This is a genomic window from Nitrosospira sp. Nsp1 (assembly GCF_900100985.1).
Classification (GTDB): domain Bacteria; phylum Pseudomonadota; class Gammaproteobacteria; order Burkholderiales; family Nitrosomonadaceae; genus Nitrosospira.
This window is the reverse complement of the sequence record NZ_FMUF01000010.1, coordinates 81965-102610: the sequence shown is the minus strand read 5'-3', so window position 1 is coordinate 102610 and position 20646 is coordinate 81965. Positions and strand designations below refer to the sequence as shown.

General features: G+C 54.0%; 19 protein-coding genes. 12 read left to right on the top strand and 7 right to left on the bottom strand.

Translation table 11 applies throughout. The annotated features are described in order from the left end of the window. Positions 1–22: 22 nt before the first annotated feature. The gene (gene aroA, locus BLP78_RS08350; RefSeq protein ID WP_090458351.1) at positions 23–1336 is read right to left on the bottom strand and encodes a 3-phosphoshikimate 1-carboxyvinyltransferase; all 1314 of its coding nucleotides are present in this window, start codon (positions 1334–1336) and stop codon (positions 23–25) included. A 575-nt stretch (positions 1337–1911) separates the two neighbouring features. Here aroA and cysK point away from each other — a divergent pair. The 7 genes from cysK to BLP78_RS08315 all read left to right on the top strand — a co-directional run bounded on the left by cysK (position 1912) and on the right by BLP78_RS08315 (position 10242). Next, a complete protein-coding gene (cysK, locus tag BLP78_RS08345; RefSeq protein WP_090458349.1) occupies positions 1912–2889 on the top strand; it encodes a cysteine synthase A in 978 nt (325 codons plus the stop codon). Then, positions 2889–3839 carry a serine O-acetyltransferase EpsC gene (gene epsC, locus BLP78_RS08340; protein WP_090458381.1) on the top strand — a complete coding sequence of 317 codons (951 nt, stop codon included), beginning with the start codon at positions 2889–2891 and terminating at the stop codon, positions 3837–3839. The genes cysK and epsC overlap by 1 nt, the downstream gene beginning before the upstream one ends. A gap of 311 nt (positions 3840–4150) precedes the next feature. Beyond that, complete coding sequence (locus tag BLP78_RS08335; protein WP_256330178.1) at positions 4151–4906, top strand: tetratricopeptide repeat protein; 756 nt, start codon at positions 4151–4153, stop codon at positions 4904–4906. A gap of 302 nt (positions 4907–5208) precedes the next feature. Then, complete coding sequence (locus BLP78_RS08330) at positions 5209–6624, top strand: dihydrolipoyl dehydrogenase (protein ID WP_090458345.1); 1416 nt, start codon at positions 5209–5211, stop codon at positions 6622–6624. Positions 6625–6776: 152 nt separating this feature from the next. Continuing rightward, positions 6777–7346, top strand: a complete 570-nt coding sequence (locus BLP78_RS08325; protein ID WP_256330177.1) for a hypothetical protein — start codon at positions 6777–6779, stop codon at positions 7344–7346. 2 nt (positions 7347–7348) lie between these two features. Then, complete coding sequence (locus tag BLP78_RS08320; RefSeq protein ID WP_090458343.1) at positions 7349–7741, top strand: SirB2 family protein; 393 nt, start codon at positions 7349–7351, stop codon at positions 7739–7741. A gap of 176 nt (positions 7742–7917) precedes the next feature. After that, complete coding sequence (locus BLP78_RS08315) at positions 7918–10242, top strand: penicillin-binding protein 1A (protein WP_090458341.1); 2325 nt, start codon at positions 7918–7920, stop codon at positions 10240–10242. A 92-nt stretch (positions 10243–10334) separates the two neighbouring features. Here BLP78_RS08315 and hemB read toward each other — a convergent pair whose 3' ends face one another. The 4 genes from hemB to BLP78_RS08295 all read right to left on the bottom strand — a co-directional run bounded on the left by hemB (position 10335) and on the right by BLP78_RS08295 (position 14050). After that, positions 10335–11342 carry a porphobilinogen synthase gene (gene hemB / locus BLP78_RS08310; protein WP_090458340.1) on the bottom strand — a complete coding sequence of 336 codons (1008 nt, stop codon included), beginning with the start codon at positions 11340–11342 and terminating at the stop codon, positions 10335–10337. An 85-nt stretch (positions 11343–11427) separates the two neighbouring features. Then, positions 11428–12162, bottom strand: a complete 735-nt coding sequence (gene yihA, locus BLP78_RS08305; RefSeq protein WP_090458338.1) for a ribosome biogenesis GTP-binding protein YihA/YsxC — start codon at positions 12160–12162, stop codon at positions 11428–11430. 152 nt (positions 12163–12314) lie between these two features. Next, complete coding sequence (locus tag BLP78_RS08300) at positions 12315–13076, bottom strand: type III pantothenate kinase (protein WP_256330176.1); 762 nt, start codon at positions 13074–13076, stop codon at positions 12315–12317. Then, on the bottom strand, positions 13061–14050 hold the full coding sequence (locus BLP78_RS08295; protein WP_090458336.1) for a biotin--[acetyl-CoA-carboxylase] ligase: 990 nt from the start codon (positions 14048–14050) through the stop codon (positions 13061–13063). Before BLP78_RS08295 ends, BLP78_RS08300 begins: the two co-directional genes overlap by 16 nt. 153 nt (positions 14051–14203) lie before the next feature. Here BLP78_RS08295 and BLP78_RS08290 point away from each other — a divergent pair, with 153 nt between their 5' ends. After that, positions 14204–15907 carry a glutamine--tRNA ligase/YqeY domain fusion protein gene (locus BLP78_RS08290; RefSeq protein WP_090458334.1) on the top strand — a complete coding sequence of 568 codons (1704 nt, stop codon included), beginning with the start codon at positions 14204–14206 and terminating at the stop codon, positions 15905–15907. Here the strand turns inward: BLP78_RS08290 and BLP78_RS08285 are convergent. After that, positions 15881–16141: a hypothetical protein gene (locus BLP78_RS08285; protein WP_090458332.1), complete on the bottom strand. Its 261-nt coding sequence runs from the start codon at positions 16139–16141 to the stop codon at positions 15881–15883. The genes BLP78_RS08290 and BLP78_RS08285 overlap by 27 nt on opposite strands. A 75-nt stretch (positions 16142–16216) precedes the next feature. On the opposite strand from BLP78_RS08285, the gene trxA reads away from it, so the two are divergent. The 4 genes from trxA to BLP78_RS08265 all read left to right on the top strand — a co-directional run bounded on the left by trxA (position 16217) and on the right by BLP78_RS08265 (position 19904). Beyond that, a complete protein-coding gene (gene trxA / locus BLP78_RS08280) occupies positions 16217–16543 on the top strand; it encodes a thioredoxin TrxA (RefSeq protein ID WP_025041072.1) in 327 nt (108 codons plus the stop codon). 142 nt (positions 16544–16685) lie between these two features. After that, on the top strand, positions 16686–17945 hold the full coding sequence (rho, locus tag BLP78_RS08275) for a transcription termination factor Rho (RefSeq protein WP_025041073.1): 1260 nt from the start codon (positions 16686–16688) through the stop codon (positions 17943–17945). 135 nt (positions 17946–18080) lie between these two features. After that, complete coding sequence (rpmE, locus tag BLP78_RS08270) at positions 18081–18305, top strand: 50S ribosomal protein L31 (protein ID WP_090458330.1); 225 nt, start codon at positions 18081–18083, stop codon at positions 18303–18305. A gap of 114 nt (positions 18306–18419) precedes the next feature. Next, positions 18420–19904: a M48 family metalloprotease gene (locus BLP78_RS08265; protein WP_256330175.1), complete on the top strand. Its 1485-nt coding sequence runs from the start codon at positions 18420–18422 to the stop codon at positions 19902–19904. A 79-nt stretch (positions 19905–19983) separates the two neighbouring features. On the opposite strand, the gene BLP78_RS08260 is transcribed toward BLP78_RS08265, so the two are convergent. Next, a complete protein-coding gene (locus tag BLP78_RS08260; RefSeq protein WP_090458329.1) occupies positions 19984–20646 on the bottom strand; it encodes a glycerophosphodiester phosphodiesterase in 663 nt (220 codons plus the stop codon).

Sequence of the window (20646 nt, the reverse complement as noted above, 5' to 3'; positions counted from 1 at the left end):
AAATTTACCCGGATTCTGCCGGTCAGGGACTGACGATGGCCGCGAACTTTTCAAAATAGTCGGGAAAAGTCTTGGCGACGCAATCGGGTTCGTTGATACGCACAGGCGCGCCAAAGGACGCCAGCGAAAAGCACATAGCCATCCGGTGGTCGTCATACGTATCAATCGCTGCATCCCCGGTGAGTCTACCGGTTGGCGGAGTGATACGCAGAAAATTCGCGCCCTCCTCCACCACCGCCCCCAGCTTGCGCAATTCCTTTGCCATTGCCGCGAGGCGATCGGTTTCTTTCACCCGCCAACTGGCGATATTCCTGAGCGTGGTGGTACCAACGGCGAACAACGCCGCCACTGCAAGCGTCATTGCGGCGTCCGGAATATGGTTGCAGTCGAGATCAACGGCCCGCAGACCACCAGACGCAGGGGCGCTTGCCTCGATCCAGTTATTGCCCACGCTGATGCGTGCTCCCATTTCTTCCAGCACTTCAGCAAAACGGACATCTCCCTGAAGGCTGCCATGACCGATACCCTCTACTCTCACCGGGCCGGCACCGATGGCGCCGGCGGCGAGGAAATACGAAGCGGAGGATGCATCGCCCTCGACAAATATCTCCCCAGGGCTGAGATAGCGTTGGCTTGAGCGCATAGTGAAGCGGTGCCATTCCTCACGCTCCACCTGCACGCCGAAACGGGCCATCAGCGCTATGGTCAACTCGATATAAGGCCGCGAGATCAATTCTCCGACCACCGTTATCGTCGACGTATGATTGAAACGCATTGCGGACAAGGGCAAAGCCATCAGCAGACCCGTCAGGAACTGGCTGGACACATCGCCCCTCACCGTAATTTCCTCTCCGTGGATCCGTCCTGGCTTGATTTGAAGCGGCGGAAAACCTTCATTGCCCAGATAGGTTATATCCGCCCCCCACTGGCGTAGCGCACTCACCAGATCGCCGATAGGGCGTTCGTGCATGCGCGGTACACCCGATAATTTGTAATATCCCTGAGCCAGCGCCAGCACGGCGGTCAAAGGACGGAAAGCGGTGCCTGCATTGCCCAGGAATAAACTCGCTTCACTGATGGGGAAACGGAGAGGCAACTTTCCGCCTATGCCTTGCACCCGATAACAATTTTCATTGATCTGGGCGATGGGCACACCCAGCGCCTCAAGTGCTTCCAGCATTCGCGCCGTATCGTCGGAAATAAGCAGGTCACGTATAACCGTCGCGCCGTCGGCCAATGCAGCAAGCAATAGAATGCGGTTGGAAATGCTTTTGGAACCAGGCAGGCGCACCGTGCCCTGAGCAGTCTTGACGGCCGGGAGATCAATAAAACTCACGCCGTGCCTTAGGGATCATTGGGATCATCTTTGCCGATATGAATAAGAGTTGCATGAAGACTCGGGCAATCGCCCTGCCCTGTCTTTGAGATTCAATGCAGTGTCAGTGTCAAGAAGCGGCATCGTTCCTGGTTTACAATACTTGCAAATGCTGGACGCCCGGCTTGAATAAGCGGTCTCGTTTCCGGAGCAGGCTGCAAGCATCAAAGTAGTGCCTGAAGAGTGGGACGTCGCCTGCGTTCCACGATAGACCTCAGTCAAATGGTTACTCCGACGCTTATACTCATGTTAAAATAACTCAATGATTTCAGCGAGATATTATAGTGAAGGCAGCGTAAACCCTGCGATAAACCAAGTATTATAATCAATACGTCTTGAATAAACATTAAACCTGCCGTTCTGATGAACGCGCAACTCCTGGATGCGCCTCATCCCACGGTTGCAAGAAAGCCCATCTCGAACGGATTGGGCGGGTTGAAACGATTTTAAGTTCTGTCTTCCAAACATGTCCATCCTCACGGGCGTCATATTCGTGAACAGGCTTGCCCGGAACCCATACTGAAGGAAATCGCAGCATGACGCATTGGTTCAAGGATAACTCGCAGTCCATGGGGCATACCCCGTTGGTCCGGCTCAACCGCATTACCGACGGCGCTCCCGCAACGGTGCTGGCAAAGATCGAGGGGCGTAATCCCGCTTATTCCGTAAAATGCCGTATTGGCACGGCGATGATCGAGGACGCGGAAGCGCGCGGACTGCTCCTTGCAGGAAAAGAACTGGTGGAACCGACCAGCGGCAACACCGGCATCGCACTGGCGTCCGTTGCGGCCTCCCGCGGCATACCGCTGACCTTGACCATGCCTGAAACCATGAGCCTGGAACGGCGTAAACTGCTTGGCGCATATGGGGCAAAACTGGTATTGACGGAAGGGGCGCGGGGAATGAAAGGCGCCGTGTTGAAAGCCGAGGACATCGTTGCTTCCGATCCTGGCCGGTATGTACTGCTTCAGCAATTCAACAACCCGGCCAACCCGGCCATCCATGAACGCACTACCGGACCGGAAATCTGGAACGATACCGAGGGCGCCATTGATATTTTTGTTTCCGGCGTGGGTACAGGCGGTACTATAACCGGCGTTTCGCGCTACATCAAAAATACAAAGGGGAAAACGATCATTTCGGTTGCCGTTGAACCATCCGCCAGCCCGGTATTGACCCAATTGCGCGCGGGTGAGCCGCTGAAACCCGGACCGCACAAAATTCCTGGAATTGGTGCCGGTTTCGTTCCGGAAAATTTAGACCTGGCGCTGGTGGACGATATCGAGCAGGTCAGCAATGAAGATGCGTTGCGCTATGCCCGCCGCCTCGCACGCGAAGAAGGCATTATTTCCGGAATTTCATGCGGAGCGGCTGTGGCGGTGGCGATACGTTATGCCAAGCGTCTGGAAAACGCAGGCAAAACCATTGTGGTCATCCTTCCCGATTCGGGAGAACGTTACTTGAGTTCCATTCTCTTCGAGGATGCGCTCGATGGTCAGGGTTCGGTGCAATGATGGCAAAATCAGGAAAAACAGGATACTCATCATCGAAAGGGAAAAGTTTGGAAATCGACAAGGTTGTGGCCGAGCTGCGCGCCTTGCGTGTGAAATCACTGGAAAACCGGCAAAGGCGCGACAGGCCGCCTAAACTGCCCTCCCGCAAGATACTGGTCGGGATCGCGGATGGGCTGAGTGCCGTGTTGTTTCCGAACCGTCTGGGCTTACCCGAACTCACCAATGAGAGCGTCGATTATTACGTCGGACACACCCTGGATGTCACGCTCCGTGAACTGTTGGTTCAAGTGCGCCGTGAATTGCGCTTTACTTCCGGCCTGGAAACCACAAGCAATTCGGATCGAGAACAGGCTGCGGCCATCACCCAGGCATTCGCCCGGCAATTACCTCATGTACGAACGCTGCTGGAAAGCGACATTCAGGCGGCGTACGAGGGTGATCCGGCTGCCCGCAGTCTCGACGAGGTACTGGTCTGTTATCCCGGCATCACGGCCATAACGCATTATCGCCTCGCGCATGAACTGCACTGCCTGGGCGCGCCGCTGATTGCACGCATGATTTCGGAAATTGCCCATTCCGCCACCGGTATAGAGATCCATCCAGGGGCAAAGATTGGAGGCAGTTTTTTCATCGATCACGGCACCGGCGTAGTCATTGGTGAAACCGCTATCATTGGCGAACACGTACGCCTGTATCAAGCCGTGACGCTGGGCGCCAAACGCTTCCCCACGGATGAGCATGGTGCGCTGGTAAAAGGGAATATTCGGCATCCTATTGTCGAGGATGATGTAATTATCTACGCTGGCGCCACCATTCTTGGCCGTATCACCATCGGGCGCGGCTCGACCATTGGCGGCAACGTCTGGCTTACGCGCAGCATTCCGCCTGGCAGCGTTATCTCGCAGGCGCAGATACGTAATGAGGTATATGACGGTGGCGCCGGCATTTAAGCAGGCAAACCATATCGACATTGATACTGAACTTGAAATCATCCAGATCCGCTGGATCAGGCTGGGGATGGGTAGCCTGAATGCGCAGCCAACCTGAACTCATCAGCGAGCTAATCGTGCTGAGATGTGCCTGGTATTCCTGCCTGGGTTGACGTTCGGTCAGCCACTACTTAGACTCCACGAGATACAGGAACACCCACTTTTCGAGTAGAACAGCAACAATACCCAATATTATGTACCCGAAATGCATTAAGTGCGGAAGTAAAAAAACGCACGGCTCTCGTGTCCGACCCGGGGAACGGACAGTATCCATGCTGTTCCTTCGCCCCGTGCGCTGCCGCGATTGCAGAGAGCGCTTTTGGGTGCGAAATCCCCATGCTTATCTTGTAACGGGATCGACACTAACCCTGGGCGCGCTACTGATTGCGTTGGTCTGGCTGATCATAGAACAAAACATGGCTGACCTTTACGTCGGACCCGTATCTGAAAGCAAGCTGGAGAAACCCGCTATTCCCGGCGATGGCAATTCCGGACGCGATCATGAGGAACACTTTAGTGCGGCAACCACCGGCGTCAAACCCCCTGCCGGAGCGCCAGCGACGCGTAACACAGGGCCAGCCTCTCTTTCAGCACCAGGGCCAACGGATGATCATTATTTTACGGTACGGTTGTATCAAGACAGTGCGGAGAAGGGGGATAGCGATGCGCAATATAAGCTCGGTCTGTTATATTTGACTGGAAATGGCGCCCTTCAGGATTTTGCCGAGGCAGCGAAATGGCTTAAACTGGCAGCAGAACAAGGCTACGGACTTGCACAGTATGAGCTAGGCCTCATCTACCGCACCGGATATGGTCTTGCTGTCGATCAGGTACAGAGTTACGTATGGCTGAATCTCGCGGCTGCCGCCGGGGTTCAGCAAGCTGTAGCGGCTCGGGACGAAATCATGCGCTCTCTTAGCCCCAAACAACTTGCGCAAGCGCAAAAAACCTCGCGTGATTGGCTCGCCGCAAGGCCCAAGCCCAAAACAACCGGCGAAAAAGCTAACCAGGCGAAGCCGGAAGCGTAGCCAATATATTAAAGATAAAGACCATGCATCCCTGCAAGATCGCCTTAACACCAAGCATAACGCCGGGCAATACAGCGTTCCCGGAAACGGCAGGGATTGCGTCTGTGAAAACAGCATCGGCTTACTGATTACTTCAGCGAGCTTTTCGATTCGCATTGCCGCATTTGTCGTCAATTACCTGAAGTTATTTGAAGTTACAAGCCATCTCAGGCAGCCGGTTGAGCTAACTTTCAGCCCGTTACCATGTCATGTTCTTGCCCGTTCACCTTACCAACCACTAAGGGTCAATAGGAGAAGCCGTCATGAATGAATCATACGATGTCGCTATTGTCGGGGCCGGTACGGGGGGTTTGGCTGCATTGAATGAGGTGAAGAAGCGAACATCCAATTTCATCCTCATCAACGATGGACCATGGGGAACGGTCTGTGCCCGGGTGGGTTGCATGCCTTCCAAAACGCTGATCGAGGCAGCGAATGCCTTTCACACCCGTAACACGTTTGAGGAATTTGGTATTCGGGGAGCGGGTTCTCTCACACTCGACATTCCCGCTGCGCTGCGGTATGTACGCCGGCTGCGCAATGATTTTGTTGCCAGCACGCTGAAGACCACAGAAGCACTGGGCGAGCGCGCGATTTCCGGTCGCGCACGTTTGCTTGGAGCAGGAAAACTGGAAGTAAACGGGCGCGAACTCCGCGCACGCAGCATTATCATCGCTACCGGCTCACGCCCGGTCGTGCCTGAGCCATGGCATGCCTTCGGAAGGCAATTGCTCACTACGGATACATTATTCGAACAGCAAACGCTGCCTTCCCGTATGGCAGTGATAGGCTTGGGCCCGGTCGGCATGGAAATGGCCCAGGCACTTTCGCGGCTAGGCGTGAATGTAGCGGCGTTTGACCAGAAAACTGCCATTGCGGGATTGAGAGATCCCGGCGTCAATGCCGTTGCGACAGAACTTCTGCAACAGGAATTCCCCGTTCATCTGGGGCAAAAGGCTGATCTGCACGCTTCCAACGGTGGTATGCAAGTCCGTGCCGGAAGCAAAGAGGCCGTGGTTGACAGTGTTCTCGTTAGCTTGGGCCGGCGGCCAAATATCGACAACCTTGGGCTGGAAACGTTGGGTATCGAACTCGATGAGCACGGGCTGCCTCCAGTCGATCCTCATACTATGCAAATAGCCGATCTGCCGGTTTTCATGGCCGGCGACATCAATGACCGGATACCTCTTCTGCATGAGGCGGCGGATGAGGGACATATCGCCGGAATCAATGCGACCCGTCGCGACCCGATGTATTTCAAGCGTCGCGTCCCGCTTGCGATAGTCTTTACCGATCCTAATATCGCAATGATAGGCAGGCGCTTCAATTCACTCGACGCCAATAAAATACTGACGGGAGAAGCGTGTTTTAAACACCAGGGCCGCGCCAGGGTAGGTCAGCGCAACAAGGGCATCCTGCGTCTTTATGCCGAACCGGAAAGCGGTCGGCTGCTCGGCGCCGAAATGTGCGCCCCTGCCGGGGAGCATATGGCACATTTGGTGGCGCTGGCTATCGACCGTTCGCTCACGGTGCATGATATGCTGCGCTTGCCGTTTTATCACCCCACTCTGGAAGAAGGCCTGCGCAGCGCTTTGCGCCAACTATCGGCACAAGTTCCCGCTTGCGGCAAATCCGATCTTGCCAACTGTGACGCATTCGATTGCGAGGCTCTTGATTGATTCCACTTGGTTAAAATCAAACTGGGGGCGACGACTCCGCTGCATGTTTATGTGTGAAATACTTGAACATTTTAGCGCCTGGGCTGCCAAACTCAATCACAAGCACTAACGACCTGCGGGTCAGGGAGTAGCAACGCAAGCAGACAACAGGGGTGAGCCTTGGCATATTTGTGCTGGCATGGGTATCGAGAACATTTTTGCATAAGCGTTTCGAGCAGGAAGACCGGGAGATTATTTCTATGGATGAGTTCGCCTTTGCCAGAGTGGTCCATGTATTGGGCGTTGTGCTATGGATTGGTGGCGTGGCGATGGTCACTACCGTGCTGATTCCAGCCATGGCACAGATGAGGTCGGCATCCGAGCGAACGGAGTTTTTTGCGCGTATCGAAGGCCGCTTTGCGCCACAGGCTCGCGTCGTCACGTTGCTCGTCGGCTTGAGCGGATTCTACATGGTGCATTTTCTGAACGCATGGAGCCGTTTTGCCGAATTGGGCTTCTGGTGGATGCATGCCATGGTTCTGGTCTGGCTGATCTTTACCTTGATGTTGTTTGTGGTGGAACCGCTGGTGTTACGGAAACAGGCCCCGAAAACGGCGCAGCACGACGCCGAGAAGACTTTTCGCCGGATGCGGCGCATGCATTGGATATTACTCGGGTTAAGCCTCGTCACTATTGCGGGCGCTGTGGCGGGCAGCCATGGCTGGATGTTGAGTGGGGAGTGAGCATGAGTTACGCGGCGTTAAAAATGATTCATGTCACCAGCGTGGTAATCAGCTACCTGTTGTTTTCGTTGCGCAGCATATGGAAAATGCGTGAATCTTCCGCTTTGCAGCAGCGTTGGGTAAAAATTACACCGCACGTGGTGGATACCATACTGCTGACGAGTGCCATCGTACTGGCTACCAGGATTCACCAGGATCCGATACATGATTCATGGCTCAGCGCCAAAGTCATCGGCCTGCTGGTTTATATCGGTCTCGGAATGATGGCGCTGAAATTCGGCAAAACCCGTAAAGCAAGAATCTATGCGTGGATCGCGGCTCAGTTGACTTTTCTTTATATCGTACTGGTCGCCGTGACTAAAAATCCGGCGGTAGTTTCCTTTGCATCCCCGTAAACAGACAAGCCTGCAAGTTGAGACCTCCCGCCTCACTTCCCTGAAAAATACTCCAAAATGTGCCGTAGCGTTCCCAGCATTCGCTTCTGCCACATTGCTTCACGTAATACTGCGTCACGTAATGCCTTATAATTGCATATGTTCGTCTTAACTCTCTTTTTCAAAATTCTTCCTACATGCTAGCACGTTGGTGGGTTTACCTGCTCGCCGCATTTTTAGCGCTAGGTCTTATTGGAGTCTTGCTGACCGGCTTTGCCGCGCTGGTTACCATTCCCACATTGCCCTCGCTTGAAGCGCTGACCGATTACCGTCCGAAAATCCCTTTACGAGTGTACAGCGCTGAAGGTCTCCTGATCGGGGAGTTCGGCGAAGAACGTCGCGAGGTGGTCAAGATCAGCTCGGTCCCGGAGCGCCTCAAACAGGCGATTCTGGCCGCTGAGGACGACCGCTTCTATCAGCATGGCGGAGTGGATTATCCTGGCATATTGCGGGCAGCCTATTCGAATTTCACTTCCGGCGGTGCGCGGCAAGGGGCCAGTACCATTACCATGCAAGTCGCACGTAATTTTTTCCTGACCAAGGAAAAAACACTCACTCGGAAATTCAGCGAGGCTTTGCTGGCATTCAAAATTGAACACAGCCTGAGCAAAGACGAGATTCTTGAACTTTACTTCAACCAGATATATCTCGGGCAGCGCGCTTATGGCTTTGCTGCCGCATCGCAGGTCTATTTCGGAAAGAGCCTGGAGAAAATCAACCTTGCAGAAGCTGCAATGCTGGCGGGACTGCCCAAGGCGCCTTCACGCTTCAATCCGGTAGTCAATCTCAAGCGTGCGAAAACCCGGCAGCTTTATGTCCTCCGGCGCATGCGCGAACTCGGCTATATTTCCGATACAGCGTTCAAGGAAGCGGAAAAACATCCGCTGCAGGTCAAACGCGAATCACAGGAATTCGCAATGCACGCCGGTTTTGTGGCAGAAATGGCAAGGCAGGCAGTATATGAACGCCATCGTGAAGATACCTACACCAAAGGTTTCAAAGTCTATACCACGATACGACGACTGGATCAGGATGCAGCCTACAACGCGGTGCGGCAAGCCGTGATGGATTATGACAGCCGGCATGGGTATCGCGGCCCTGAAGCATTTATCAATCTGACACAAACTGGCCAGGATCGCGAAGAGATACTGGAAGACGCGTTACAGGAAGTGACCGACAGCGACGATATCCAGGCTGCCGTGGTGCTGGCGGCCAGCACGAAATCGGTCAAGGCGTACCGGCGGGGTGGGGAAATCATCGAGATTACCGGTGATGGTCTCAAGTTTGCCCAGAAATCCCTTTCCAGCAAGGCAGGCTCTGGTCAGCAATATATTCGTCCGGGCTCGCTCATCCGGATACGGAAGAACGAAAAAGGCGTGTGGCATATCGTGCAACTTCCTCAGGTCGAAGCCTCGCTGGTCGCAGTAAACTCGCATGACGGGGCAATTCGCGCCATTGTAGGCGGGTTCGACTTCAACCGGAACCAGTTCAACCATGTTATGCAGGCATGGCGCCAACCGGGCTCCAGTTTTAAACCGTTCATTTATTCCGCATCCCTGGAAAAAGGCTTTACGCCAGCCACCGTCGTCAACGACGCCCCCCTCTCCTTTACCGCCGAGGAAACAGGAAGCGATCAGTGGGATCCCCGAAATTACGAGGACACCTACGAAGGACCGGTACGCATGCGCGAAGCGCTCGCCAAATCCAAAAATCTGGTTTCCATTCGCATTCTTCAGGCAATTGACGTTCAATACGCGCAGGATTATGTTGCCCGCTTCGGCTTCGACCCCAAACTGCACCCCGCCTACCTGCCGATGGCGTTGGGTGCCGGGTCGGTGACCCCGATACAAATGGCGGTGGGTTACGCCGCGTTCGCCAATGGGGGCTTTCTCGTAACACCCTATTTCATCCAGCGCATCGAGGATGAGAGAGGCAACATACTGGAGCAGCCAAAACCCGTGCTGGCGGGAGAAAGCGCCAAGCAGATCATAGATCCGCGCAACGCCTTTCTTATGACCAGCATGATGCAGGATGTGGTACAGCGGGGAACCGCGACCAGAGCAAAACAGCTCGGCCGTGCCGACCTGGCCGGGAAAACCGGCACCACCAGCAATTATGTCGATGCATGGTTTTGTGGCTACCAGGCCGACCTGGTCGCTATCGCCTGGATCGGCTTTGATAACCCGAAATCACTGGGAAACAACGAAACCGGTGGCCGGGCTGCCTTGCCGATGTGGATGAGCTATATGAGCAAGGCATTGAAAGGCGTCCCGACAGCAGCCTATACACCGCCTGCCGGCATCACCACGGCGAAAATCAACCCTGAAACCGGTTTGAGGGAAGCCCACGGTACCATGACCGAATATTTCCTGGAAGAGCAGCTACCGCCCGAAGCGAACGACAAGGTGGACGAAGCGATAAAATCGGTGGAGGACGTGATCAGGGAGTTTTTGTCACCGTGAAATGATGAGGTCCATACCTCACACCAACCCAGGAAACAAGTAGGTCGGGCTCTGCCCGACAATCAAAGAAACGATGTCGGGCGGAGCCCGACCTACTTGATGCTGCTCAGCCACTCCGCCGCATCGAGGGCGTAATAGGTCAGGATGCCGTCAGCGCCGGCACGCTTGAAAGCCAATAACGATTCAAGAACGCAAGTTCTTTCGTCAAGCCAGCCGTTTTGCGCAGCAGCCTTGAGCATGGCATATTCACCGCTTACCTGGTAGACAAAAGTAGGAACGCCAAACCGATCCTTCACGCGGCGCACGATATCCAGATAAGGCAAACCAGGCTTTATCATCACCATATCGGCGCCTTCTTCCAGATCCAGACCTACCTCCCACAGCGCCTCGTCTGAATTGGCCGGATCCATCTGATATGTATACTTGTTACCCGCGCCCAGATTGGCGGCTGAGCCCACTGCATCGCGAAAAGGGCCGTAAAAAGCGGAAGCATATTTTGCGGAATAAGCAAGAATACGGGTATGAGTACACTTCTGACCTTCAAGCGCCTCCCGGATCGCTGCAATGCGCCCATCCATCATGTCGGAGGGTGCCACTATGTCCGCACCGGCCTGGGCATGCATCAGCGCCTGCTGTGCCAGCACGGTGACGGTTTCATCGTTCATCACATAGCCATGGGCATCGATCAACCCATCCTGGCCATGGCTGGTATAGGGGTCGAGTGCAACATCGGTAATAACGCCCAGCTCCGGAAATTCCTTCTTCAGCTCCCTTACTACCCGTGGCACGAGCCCTGCGGGATTGAAGGCTTCCGAGGCGGTGAGATTCTTGAGACCGGGCTCGATAACCGGGAATATCGCGATAGCCGGTATGCCGAGCCGCAGGCATTTTTCCGCTCGATGCATCAGCACATCCAGGCTTTGCCGCACAACACCCGGCATCGAGGATACGGTCTCCTCCCGATTTTCTCCATCCAGTACAAATACCGGATAAATCAGGTCGTCCGGATGCAGACGATTCTCCCGCATCAGGCGACGAGAAAATTCGTCGCGACGCATGCGCCGCATCCTCTTCTGTGGAAACTGGTTTAAAACTGGCATTGGTCTACCTAAAAAAAGAAAATTGATAAAAAATGAAAAACCGGGAACTTGTACTCGAATTCTGCGTCTTACTTGCAGACGTTGCTTAATTGTCTCCCGCTTTTCCTCCCTGAGCGGGTACCTTAATCCCTATTAAGGTATGTTTGCCCCCGGTTTTATTCCCCTTTAACCGGGGGTTTTTTATTTTTTGCTTCGGAACAGCATTCGATTCCCGAATCGAATCAGCTTCCAATCCCAGCCACGTGCCTAGCAAGGCCGTGGCGTCTTTCACCCCTTCCCTGGTTTTACTGGAAAATAACTGCACGCTGCATTGCGGATAAGCTTCGCGTAAATAAGCCAGCACCTCTTTGAGTATTTTCTCTGCCTGCTGTCTGGTCAGCTTATCCGATTTCGTGAGCAGCACATGCACCGGTTTTCCTGTTGACGCGAACCAGACCAGCATCTGGCGGTCAAGCGGGGTCAACGGGTGCCGCACATCCATGATAAGTACCATTCCACAGAGCGATTCCCGCGTCTGGAGATAAGTGCTGAGCAGGTGTTCCCAATGCCGCCGCACATCGATGGGTACTTTGGCGTAGCCATATCCGGGGAGGTCCACCAGAAAACGGTCGCCCCCCAGCTGAAAAAAATTCAAATGCTGAGTGCGTCCGGGCGTTTTGCTGACGAAAGCAAGGCGGCCCCGAGTAGCCAGCGCGTTGATTGCGCTGGATTTGCCCGCATTCGACCGCCCGGCAAAGGCTATCTCCACCCCGTTGGGTGACGGCAAATGGCTCAACTGATTGACAGTGGTGTAAAACGTTGCATGCTGAAAAACGGACATATTTCAACCAAAAGAGTAAATGCAGACAGCTAAAAACAAAATTTCCAAATAGCCTCTAAACAAGTCCACAAGGATACGAACGGACCGACAATCGCATTGAAAGGACGAAACCTGTTCAGAGGTTTCCAACTTGCTGCGGATAAAAGCTGAATTTACAGCGGTGCTTGCGAGTTCTCCTGGGCGATTGCCAGAAGGCCTTGCAATACCAGATTATCCATCACTTTGGCATTGACGTTAAGTTGCGGCAGCAGCCGCTGCGCTGAGCCCCCGCATAAAATACAGTCAGGCACGCGACCCAGGGTACCTGCGAGCGTCACGGCCATCCGCTCGATGGCGCCGGCCATTGCATGCATCGCGCCGCTGCATATGGCGTCCGCGGTGCTGTCGGGGTAATCGCAAAATTTCCCCTCTCCGGATTTCAGGGATACGATATCCCTCATCAGTATTTGCTGCATCAGATCAATACCCGGAGTAATAATGCCGCCAAGAAATTCACCTGTGTCGGTAAGAGCGTCAACCGTCATTGCGGTTCCGGCATCCACAACCAGGCATCCTTGCCGTTCCGATTCCCATGCGCCAATCAGGGCCGCCCAGCGATCACTGCCGAGTTGGGTGGGGTCCGCATAGTAGTTGCGCACGCCGCACTGGTAAGCAACCGCATGGACCCATTCCGGTTGGGTTTTCCATCGGACAAACAGCTCGGACAGATCGCTCCCGGCCTGCGCGTCGGCAACATGGGATACCATGATACGCGAGGGTTCCTCCAGAACCCCCCATTCTCGCTTCAGCAGCGCCTTTTTTCCTTGTGCCACGACTCCTTGTTTCAGCCGGTTGCTCCCGTCGTACAGTCCCCACTTGATATGGGTGTTGCCGGAATCAACTGCCAGCAAAATCGGCTTCAGGCTATTCTGCATAGCGTAATCTCGCCACCGCTGTAGCTACGAATACCTGCCGAGGTTTGCAGCAGCAACGATCCGTCATCCGCCACACCATGGACGGTGCCCTCCTGACTTGAGCCGTCGGGGAAGCGAAGTTTGACAATCTTGTTTTCGCAAAGATGGCGACTCACCCATTCTTCCTTGAATGGCGCAAAGCCTCGGCGCTCAAACTCTCTCAACGCGGCTGCGAGATCAATCAACAGCGCAGCCAATAATTCATTGCGGTCAGGCATTTTACCGGTAATCGAGTACACGTCCGTCACCCCCTGGTCTATACGCGCTTGTATATTATCCGACAGCTTCAGGTTTACGCCCACGCCAATGACGGCAGCGGAGGGACCCAGCATATCGCCGTGCAATTCGATGAGTATGCCTGCAAGCTTGCACAGGTTGTACATGACGTCGTTGGGCCACTTGAGTACCGCGCCCTCGATTCCCGCGGACTCGAGCGTGCGTATGATCGCCACTCCAATCGCGAGGCTCAGGCCGGACAGGAAGCTGGCACCCTGCTGAAATTGCCATGACATCGAAAAAGCAAGGCTGCCGCCCAAACCCGAATGCCATTGCCGTCCGCGCCGTCCACGTCCGCTGGTTTGCAATTCTGCCGCAACCACATGAATACCGGCCCTGCCGCAATTTATCCCTCTCGAAGCTTCATGGAGCAAAAAAGTGTTGGTCGAGTCGATGCTATCCATCACCTCAAGGTCGAAATTGCCTGCCTCGCTGCCGAGATGCTTCAGAATAGCCCCCCGTTCCAGCCATTGCACCGGGTCGAGCAGGCGATAGCCACGACCGTGAACCCTGTGTACCGTCAGACCGGCTTCATCCACGTCTCGTAGCGCGTTGGACACGCTGGCCCGGGAAACACCCAGGGTTTGTGCAATGGCAGCGCCCGAATGGAATTCGTTATCGCTCAACAGGCGCAGAATAGAAAAAGTGAGCGGCTTCATATTAACCCAGTGTAGTGCAAATTTTTCCGGCCTGCGCTACAGCTTGCGCATTAATCGGCGTGAAGGGTTTTTATCGGATTTAGCGTAATGCGCCAATCTCTCTATAATAGGTGAACCCAGGCTAAGCATAATGAATGACATGAGAGGCTAATTTTGAAAGATAACCCTGCAACCGGGCCCGCGGCGCTGCCCGTTTCCAACTTCATCCGTAATATCATCGAAGAAGATAACAGGACGGGTAAATGGAACGGACGCGTAGAAACCCGTTTTCCGCCTGAACCGAATGGCTACCTGCACATCGGCCATGCCAAAAGCATTTGCCTGAATTTTGGCCTTGCCCGTGATTATAACGGTATATGTCATTTGCGCTTTGACGACACCAATCCTGAAAAAGAGGAGCAGGAATATGTCGATTCAATACTTGATTCGGTTGAATGGCTGGGCTTCAGCTGGGGCAAGCACCTCCATTACGCCTCCGACTATTTCGATAAGCTTTACGAGTTTGCCGAGCACCTCATCAAGCGAGGCAAAGCGTATATAGACAGCCTTACTGCCGAGGAAATCCGTGCACTACGCGGAACACTGACCGAGGCTGGCGAGAATAGCCCTTATCGTGAACGCGCCACTGAAGAAAATCTTGACTTGTTTCGACGGATGAAAGCAGGGGAGTTTACGGATGGGACGCATGTTTTGCGCGCCAAAATCGACATGACGTCTCCCAACATCAACCTGCGCGACCCGGTTATATATCGCATCCGCCATGTTCATCATCACCGCACCGGCGATAAATGGTGCATTTACCCGATGTACGATTACACGCATTGCCTTTCCGATGCGCTGGAGAAAATCACTCACTCGCTTTGCACGCTGGAATTCGAAGATCACCGTCCACTCTATGATTGGGTATTGGATCAATTGGCGGATATCGTTCCCTGCCACCCGCAGCAAATCGAATTTGCGCGATTGAATCTCACCTATACCGTCATGAGCAAGCGCAAGCTGATCGAATTGGTTGAGGGGGGGGTCGTCGATGGCTGGGATGACCCGCGCATGAATACACTGGCGGGGGTACGACGCCGGGGCTACACGCCCGAATCCATCCGCCTTTTTGCCGAGCGTATCGGTGTCAGCAAGGCCGATTCATGGATAGAACTGGGTATGCTGGAAGATTGTCTTCGTGAAGACTTGAATGAACGTGCTCACCGGCGACTGGCTGTCCTGGAACCGCTAAAGGTCGTTATCGATAATTATCCGGAAAACAGCGAGGAGGATTGCGTGGCGCCCAACCATCCGCAAAAGCCGGAGTGGGGAAACCGCATCGTGCCCCTGTCGAAAATCATCTATATCGAGCGCAGCGACTTCATGGAAACACCATCGAAGGGCTACTTCCGCCTCTCGCCTGGCGCGGAAGTGCGGTTGCGTTATGCTTATATCGTAAAATGCGTGAATGTCGTGAAAGACGCCGCCGGGGAAGTCATCGAAATTCACTGCACTTATGATCCCGACACCAGGAGCGGCACCGCAGGCGCGGATAAGCGCAAGGTGAAGGGCAACATACATTGGCTTTCAGCAAACCATGCGCGACAGGCCGAAGTGCGGGTTTATGACCGTCTGTTTTCCCATGTCCAGCCCGACGCGGGGGGGCAGGATTACAAGGCTTTTCTGAACCCCCATTCGAAGAAAATTATCAATGCCTATGTAGAACCGGCACTCGGCCAGGCTGAACCGGAAGACCGTTTTCAATTCGAACGCCACGGCTACTTCATCGCCGACCGTGAGAGCTCGAAACCCGGAAAACCGGTGTTCAATCGAGCGGTTACGCTGCGGGATTCATGGAGCAAGCCCGCCAAGGCCTGAAACACGGCGGTTGAAATTACGATTGACGCCGATACCGAACTTGCTCAGTTCTACTGTGATATAATGCGAATTCAACTCAAGCCCGTCTTTCTTGAAAAAGCTGCTTCCCTTTCCTGCATTTTTTCGATAGCATATAAAAAATACAAAAGCAAAGCATCCGGAAAAGAAGCGATATATAATTTCTGATATTGCCACAGACCCCTGACTGAACTGCAGCTTCTTCATTTTCAGCATTATCGCATCGGTGTCGTTTGGCCCTGCCTGCCGTAGTCATTAGCCGCATATATTTAACTTGGACGAGAAAGTCACATGAGCCAGCATATCCTTTATATTTCCGATGGGACATTTGAAGCCGAAGTACTGCAATCCGCCGTGCCGGTGCTGGTTGACTACTGGGCTGAGTGGTGCGGACCCTGCAAGATGATCGCGCCGATCCTGGATGAAGTGGCCAAGGAATATGGAGATCGGCTGAAAGTGGCAAAACTGAATATTGACGAAAATCAGGCTACCCCGCCAAAATATGGCATCCGTGGCATTCCCACGCTTATGCTTTTCAAAAACGGCAATATCGAGGCAACCAAGGTTGGTGCACTATCAAAGTCCCAGCTTACCGCTTTTATTGACAGCCATATCTAAAATCGCTAATCTTGTAAATAACCGCCTCCCCAAGCGGAATCCTATTCGATCTACCGCTTCTAATTCTCGCTCTGCCCCATCAGTTTTTTCCAACGCGTCCTGACGCTTTACGCCCCTGTTCTTCACCCACGAGTTCCGCTCAATGCACCTATCCGACCTTAAGAACTTCCACGTCACCGAACTGGTGGAAATGGCTATCGCCAACGAAATTGACGGCGCCAACCGGCTGCGAAAACAGGACCTGATTTTCGCCTTACTGAAAAACCAGGCTCGTAAGGGGGAGAGCATCTACGGCGAAGGCACCCTGGAAGTGCTCCAGGATGGCTTCGGCTTCCTGCGATCTCCGGATACCTCATATCTGGCCGGACCCGATGATATTTATGTCTCCCCCAGCCAGATAAGGCGCTTCAACCTGCACACCGGTGATTCCATAGAGGGCGAAATTCGCACTCCCAAGGATGGCGAACGCTATTTTGCCCTGGTCAAGGTTGACAAGGTCAACAGCGAACCGCCGGAAAATTCCAAGCACAAGATTCTGTTTGAAAACCTCACCCCGCTATTCCCCACCGAGCGACTACTGCTCGAACGTGACATCAAGGCCGAAGAAAACGTTACCAGTCGCATCATCGATCTCATTGCTCCCATCGGGAAAGGCCAGCGCGGCCTGCTGGTAGCGAGCCCCAAGTCGGGAAAAACGGTCATGCTTCAGCATATCGCTCATGCGATCGCGGCCAATCACCCCGACGTCATCCTGATGGTATTGCTGATAGACGAGCGTCCCGAGGAAGTAACGGAGATGATCCGCTCGGTCAGGGGTGAGGTGGTTTCCTCCACTTTCGACGAGCCTGCGGTACGTCACGTGCAAGTGGCCGACATGGTGATCGAAAAAGCCAAGCGGCTGGTCGAACACAAGAAAGATGTGGTGATACTGCTGGATTCCATCACGCGACTGGCGCGCGCTTACAATACCGTGGTTCCTGCTTCCGGCAAGGTATTGACCGGTGGCGTCGATGCCAATGCATTGCAACGCCCCAAGCGTTTCTTTGGGGCCGCACGCAACATTGAAGAAGGCGGCTCCCTTACCATCATCGCCACCGCCCTGGTGGATACGGGCTCGCGCATGGACGATGTGATCTATGAAGAATTCAAGGGTACCGGCAACATGGAAATCCATCTTGACCGACGCATGGCGGAAAAACGCACTTACCCCGCCATCAACGTAAACCGCTCCGGCACCCGCAAGGAAGAATTGCTCATCAAACCGGATGTATTACAGAAAATCTGGGTGCTGCGCAAATTGCTCTACCCGATGGACGACATGGAAGCAATGGAATTCTTGCTCGACAAGATCAAGGCCACGAAAAATAACGCGGATTTCTTCGATTCCATGCGTCGGGTATAGTATTCCCGGAACAAAAACCGCGCCTAATGGAATACATTGTTGCAACCTCTCCCCGGATTATAAGATAATAAGAGTTTTTCCTGCTCCGCAGCTATCTACTGCCGACCGGGCACAGCTCAGCTCAAGGACTACGCCATGAAAGCAAACATTCATCCAAACTACCAGGAAATCACCGTTACCTGTAGTTGCGGTAACATATTCCAGACTCGCTCCACCATGGGCAAGCCTTTGCATATCGAAGTATGCTCGGTCTGCCATCCTTTCTATACCGGCAAGCAAAAAATTGTTGATACTGCCGGGCGAGTAGAAAAATTTCGCCAGAAATATGGAAAAAAGGTCGAAAAGCAACCAGCGGCTTAAAATCAATCATCAGGTATCTGCTGAAATAGAACAGGCAGAAAAAGAGCAGCTTCACGCTGCTCTTTTTCGTTTCCCTACGCTCTTTTATTTTCAGCGGTTAATCAAAATAATACGATGAGGATCGTAACCGCGTTTCAATTGACCCTCGCGCTCGGCTGCCTGCTTCAGTTCTCTGGTTGCGCGGTAAATCCGGTTACGGGCAACCGGAATTTCACGCTCATGTCGGAAGCCGATGAGATGCGCGAGGGGCGGCAAGCCGCTACCGAGATAAGCAAGACATATGATATTTATGACGATCTGCCGGCTTTGCAAAATTATGTTAACGAGATTGGGCAGAAGCTCGCCAGTAAAAGCCATCGCCCCCAGCTCGATTATCATTTCACGGTCGTGGACAGCCCCGAGGTAAACGCCTTTGCCCTGCCCGGCGGTCATATCTACGTCACACGGGGCATCCTGGCTTATCTTAATTCCGAAGCGGAACTTGCCGCCGTGCTAGGGCATGAGATTGGCCATGTTACGGCACGCCACAGCGTGCAGCAATATAGCGCTGCCACTGCAGCCAATGTTGCCGCCGCCATTGGCGGCCTGGCAGCAGGCATATTCATGCCGCAACTTGGTGGACAATTGGCACAAGGCGTTCAAAGCCTTCTCGGGGTTACCGGCAGTGCTCTGCTTTCAGGCTACGGCCGCAACCATGAACTGGAGGCGGACCGTCTGGGTGCGGAGTATCTTGCGCGAAGCGGTTACGATCCGCAGGCGATGATCAAAGTCATTTCCGTGCTCAAAAATCAAGAGCTGTTCGATATCGAAGCCGCGAAGCAGGAAGGACGCGAGCCACGCCGTTATCATGGTATTTTCGCCACCCACCCCGACAACGACACGCGATTGCAGGAGGTGGTTGGCGAAGCGAATCGATATGCCCAGCCGGGAAAACTCGATGATCACCGCGCAGAATTCCTGCACCAGACCGAGGGCATGATTTTCGGCGATGCCGCCAGCCAGGGGGTCGTGCGAGGAAACACGTTTCAACATAAGCAAATGGGTTTCACGTTATCTTTCCCGTCCGGCTGGCGTATCCGGAATAAACCGGATGAAGTGGTTGCGGTGAGTCCCGACGGGGAGGCCATGGTGGTGTTAGGACCTCTGGGTGACCAACGCGGGGCGCCAGCCGATCTTGCCCAGGAACGCTTTCGCCCTGAATCCCCTGCGGAAATTCTATCGATGACCAGTAATGGCCTGCCAGTAGCTGTCGTAACGCCCATTGCGCAGGGCGAGCGCCCCTTCAAGGCGGCCGTGATTTATTACGAAGACAAGGCATATCTTGTCGCGGGACGAGGCGACTCCCCCGCGGCGTTCGCCCGCTACCGGGATGCCATCTCCAGTACCATCGGAAGTTTTCGCGCACTTACCGATACGGAAAAAAAGTCTGCCAGGGCACTTGAGATCAGAACCATTAAAGCTGCCAATGGCTTGAGTTATGCTGAGCTGGCCAAAGAATCTCCCCTTGGGGTTAACGCCGAAAGTTACCTGCGCTTGCTCAACGGCCAGTATCCCGAGGGAGAGCCCGCCGCTGGCCAGATCATCAAAATCGTCAAATAAGCCATCGCTCTACCCTGCGTTACCTGAAGTCAACAGGGTGATTTATAGCATGCGTAATCCCCAAGTCTTTTTTTTGCCACTACGCATTTTGCACCAGAAGCGGATAATCGGTAATCACCCCATCCACGCCCAGTTCCCGGCAATCGTCGTGCTCGGCTTTGGTGACGGGACCATAAACGAAATTGCGGAAGCCATCCAAAGACGCCTGCTTCAATAGATCGCCGTCCAGCACATCATAATCCCATACGATATGATTGATCCTGGGATTGCCATTGTCGTTCAAGTCTGCCAGCAATGAACTCAGCGTTCGCGGCCGATGCGCCAGCAAAAGGCCGCAATTGACCTTGAGCGACGACGCACAGATCGCCACCAGGTCATGGCGAAAAGACGTGACGATAATACGATGGCCAGCCTGATGCTTTTTGATAACGCTAATCACGGCGGATAGCGCCTTCATTGCCTTGATCTCGACATTCCACAAGATGCCGGGAAAGTGTTCCAGCGCTTCATCCAGAGTGGGTACCTGATGCCCTGCGATTCGTTCGATGTCACTTCGGATCAACTCCGCCACCGCTTGTCCGGATGCAATAATACGATCATGAATCAGCACCGGCAAACCATCACGACTGATGCGCACGTCGGTTTCAATGCCGTTCGCGCCTACCGCCACCGCCGCTTCGAAAGCAGCCATGGTGTTTTCGGGAACCGCCTCGTGATATCCGCGATGAGCGATTACCAGCAT

Coding starts and splice junctions, on each gene's coding strand:
- rpmE (WP_090458330.1), top strand. CDS start 18,081: ATGAAAGCAAACATTCATCCAAACTACCAGGAAATCACCGTTACCTGT.
- BLP78_RS08265 (WP_256330175.1), top strand. CDS start 18,420: ATGAGGATCGTAACCGCGTTTCAATTGACCCTCGCGCTCGGCTGCCTG.
- BLP78_RS08320 (WP_090458343.1), top strand. CDS start 7,349: ATGAGTTACGCGGCGTTAAAAATGATTCATGTCACCAGCGTGGTAATC.
- BLP78_RS08330 (WP_090458345.1), top strand. CDS start 5,209: ATGAATGAATCATACGATGTCGCTATTGTCGGGGCCGGTACGGGGGGT.
- BLP78_RS08260 (WP_090458329.1), bottom strand. CDS start 20,646: ATGCTGGTAATCGCTCATCGCGGATATCACGAGGCGGTTCCCGAAAAC.
- BLP78_RS08295 (WP_090458336.1), bottom strand. CDS start 14,050: ATGAAGCCGCTCACTTTTTCTATTCTGCGCCTGTTGAGCGATAACGAA.
- BLP78_RS08300 (WP_256330176.1), bottom strand. CDS start 13,076: ATGCAGAATAGCCTGAAGCCGATTTTGCTGGCAGTTGATTCCGGCAAC.
- BLP78_RS08285 (WP_090458332.1), bottom strand. CDS start 16,141: ATGCTGAAAATGAAGAAGCTGCAGTTCAGTCAGGGGTCTGTGGCAATA.
- trxA (WP_025041072.1), top strand. CDS start 16,217: ATGAGCCAGCATATCCTTTATATTTCCGATGGGACATTTGAAGCCGAA.
- BLP78_RS08335 (WP_256330178.1), top strand. CDS start 4,151: ATGCTGTTCCTTCGCCCCGTGCGCTGCCGCGATTGCAGAGAGCGCTTT.
- BLP78_RS08315 (WP_090458341.1), top strand. CDS start 7,918: ATGCTAGCACGTTGGTGGGTTTACCTGCTCGCCGCATTTTTAGCGCTA.
- epsC (WP_090458381.1), top strand. CDS start 2,889: ATGGCAAAATCAGGAAAAACAGGATACTCATCATCGAAAGGGAAAAGT.
- cysK (WP_090458349.1), top strand. CDS start 1,912: ATGACGCATTGGTTCAAGGATAACTCGCAGTCCATGGGGCATACCCCG.
- yihA (WP_090458338.1), bottom strand. CDS start 12,162: ATGTCCGTTTTTCAGCATGCAACGTTTTACACCACTGTCAATCAGTTG.
- rho (WP_025041073.1), top strand. CDS start 16,686: ATGCACCTATCCGACCTTAAGAACTTCCACGTCACCGAACTGGTGGAA.
- hemB (WP_090458340.1), bottom strand. CDS start 11,342: ATGCCAGTTTTAAACCAGTTTCCACAGAAGAGGATGCGGCGCATGCGT.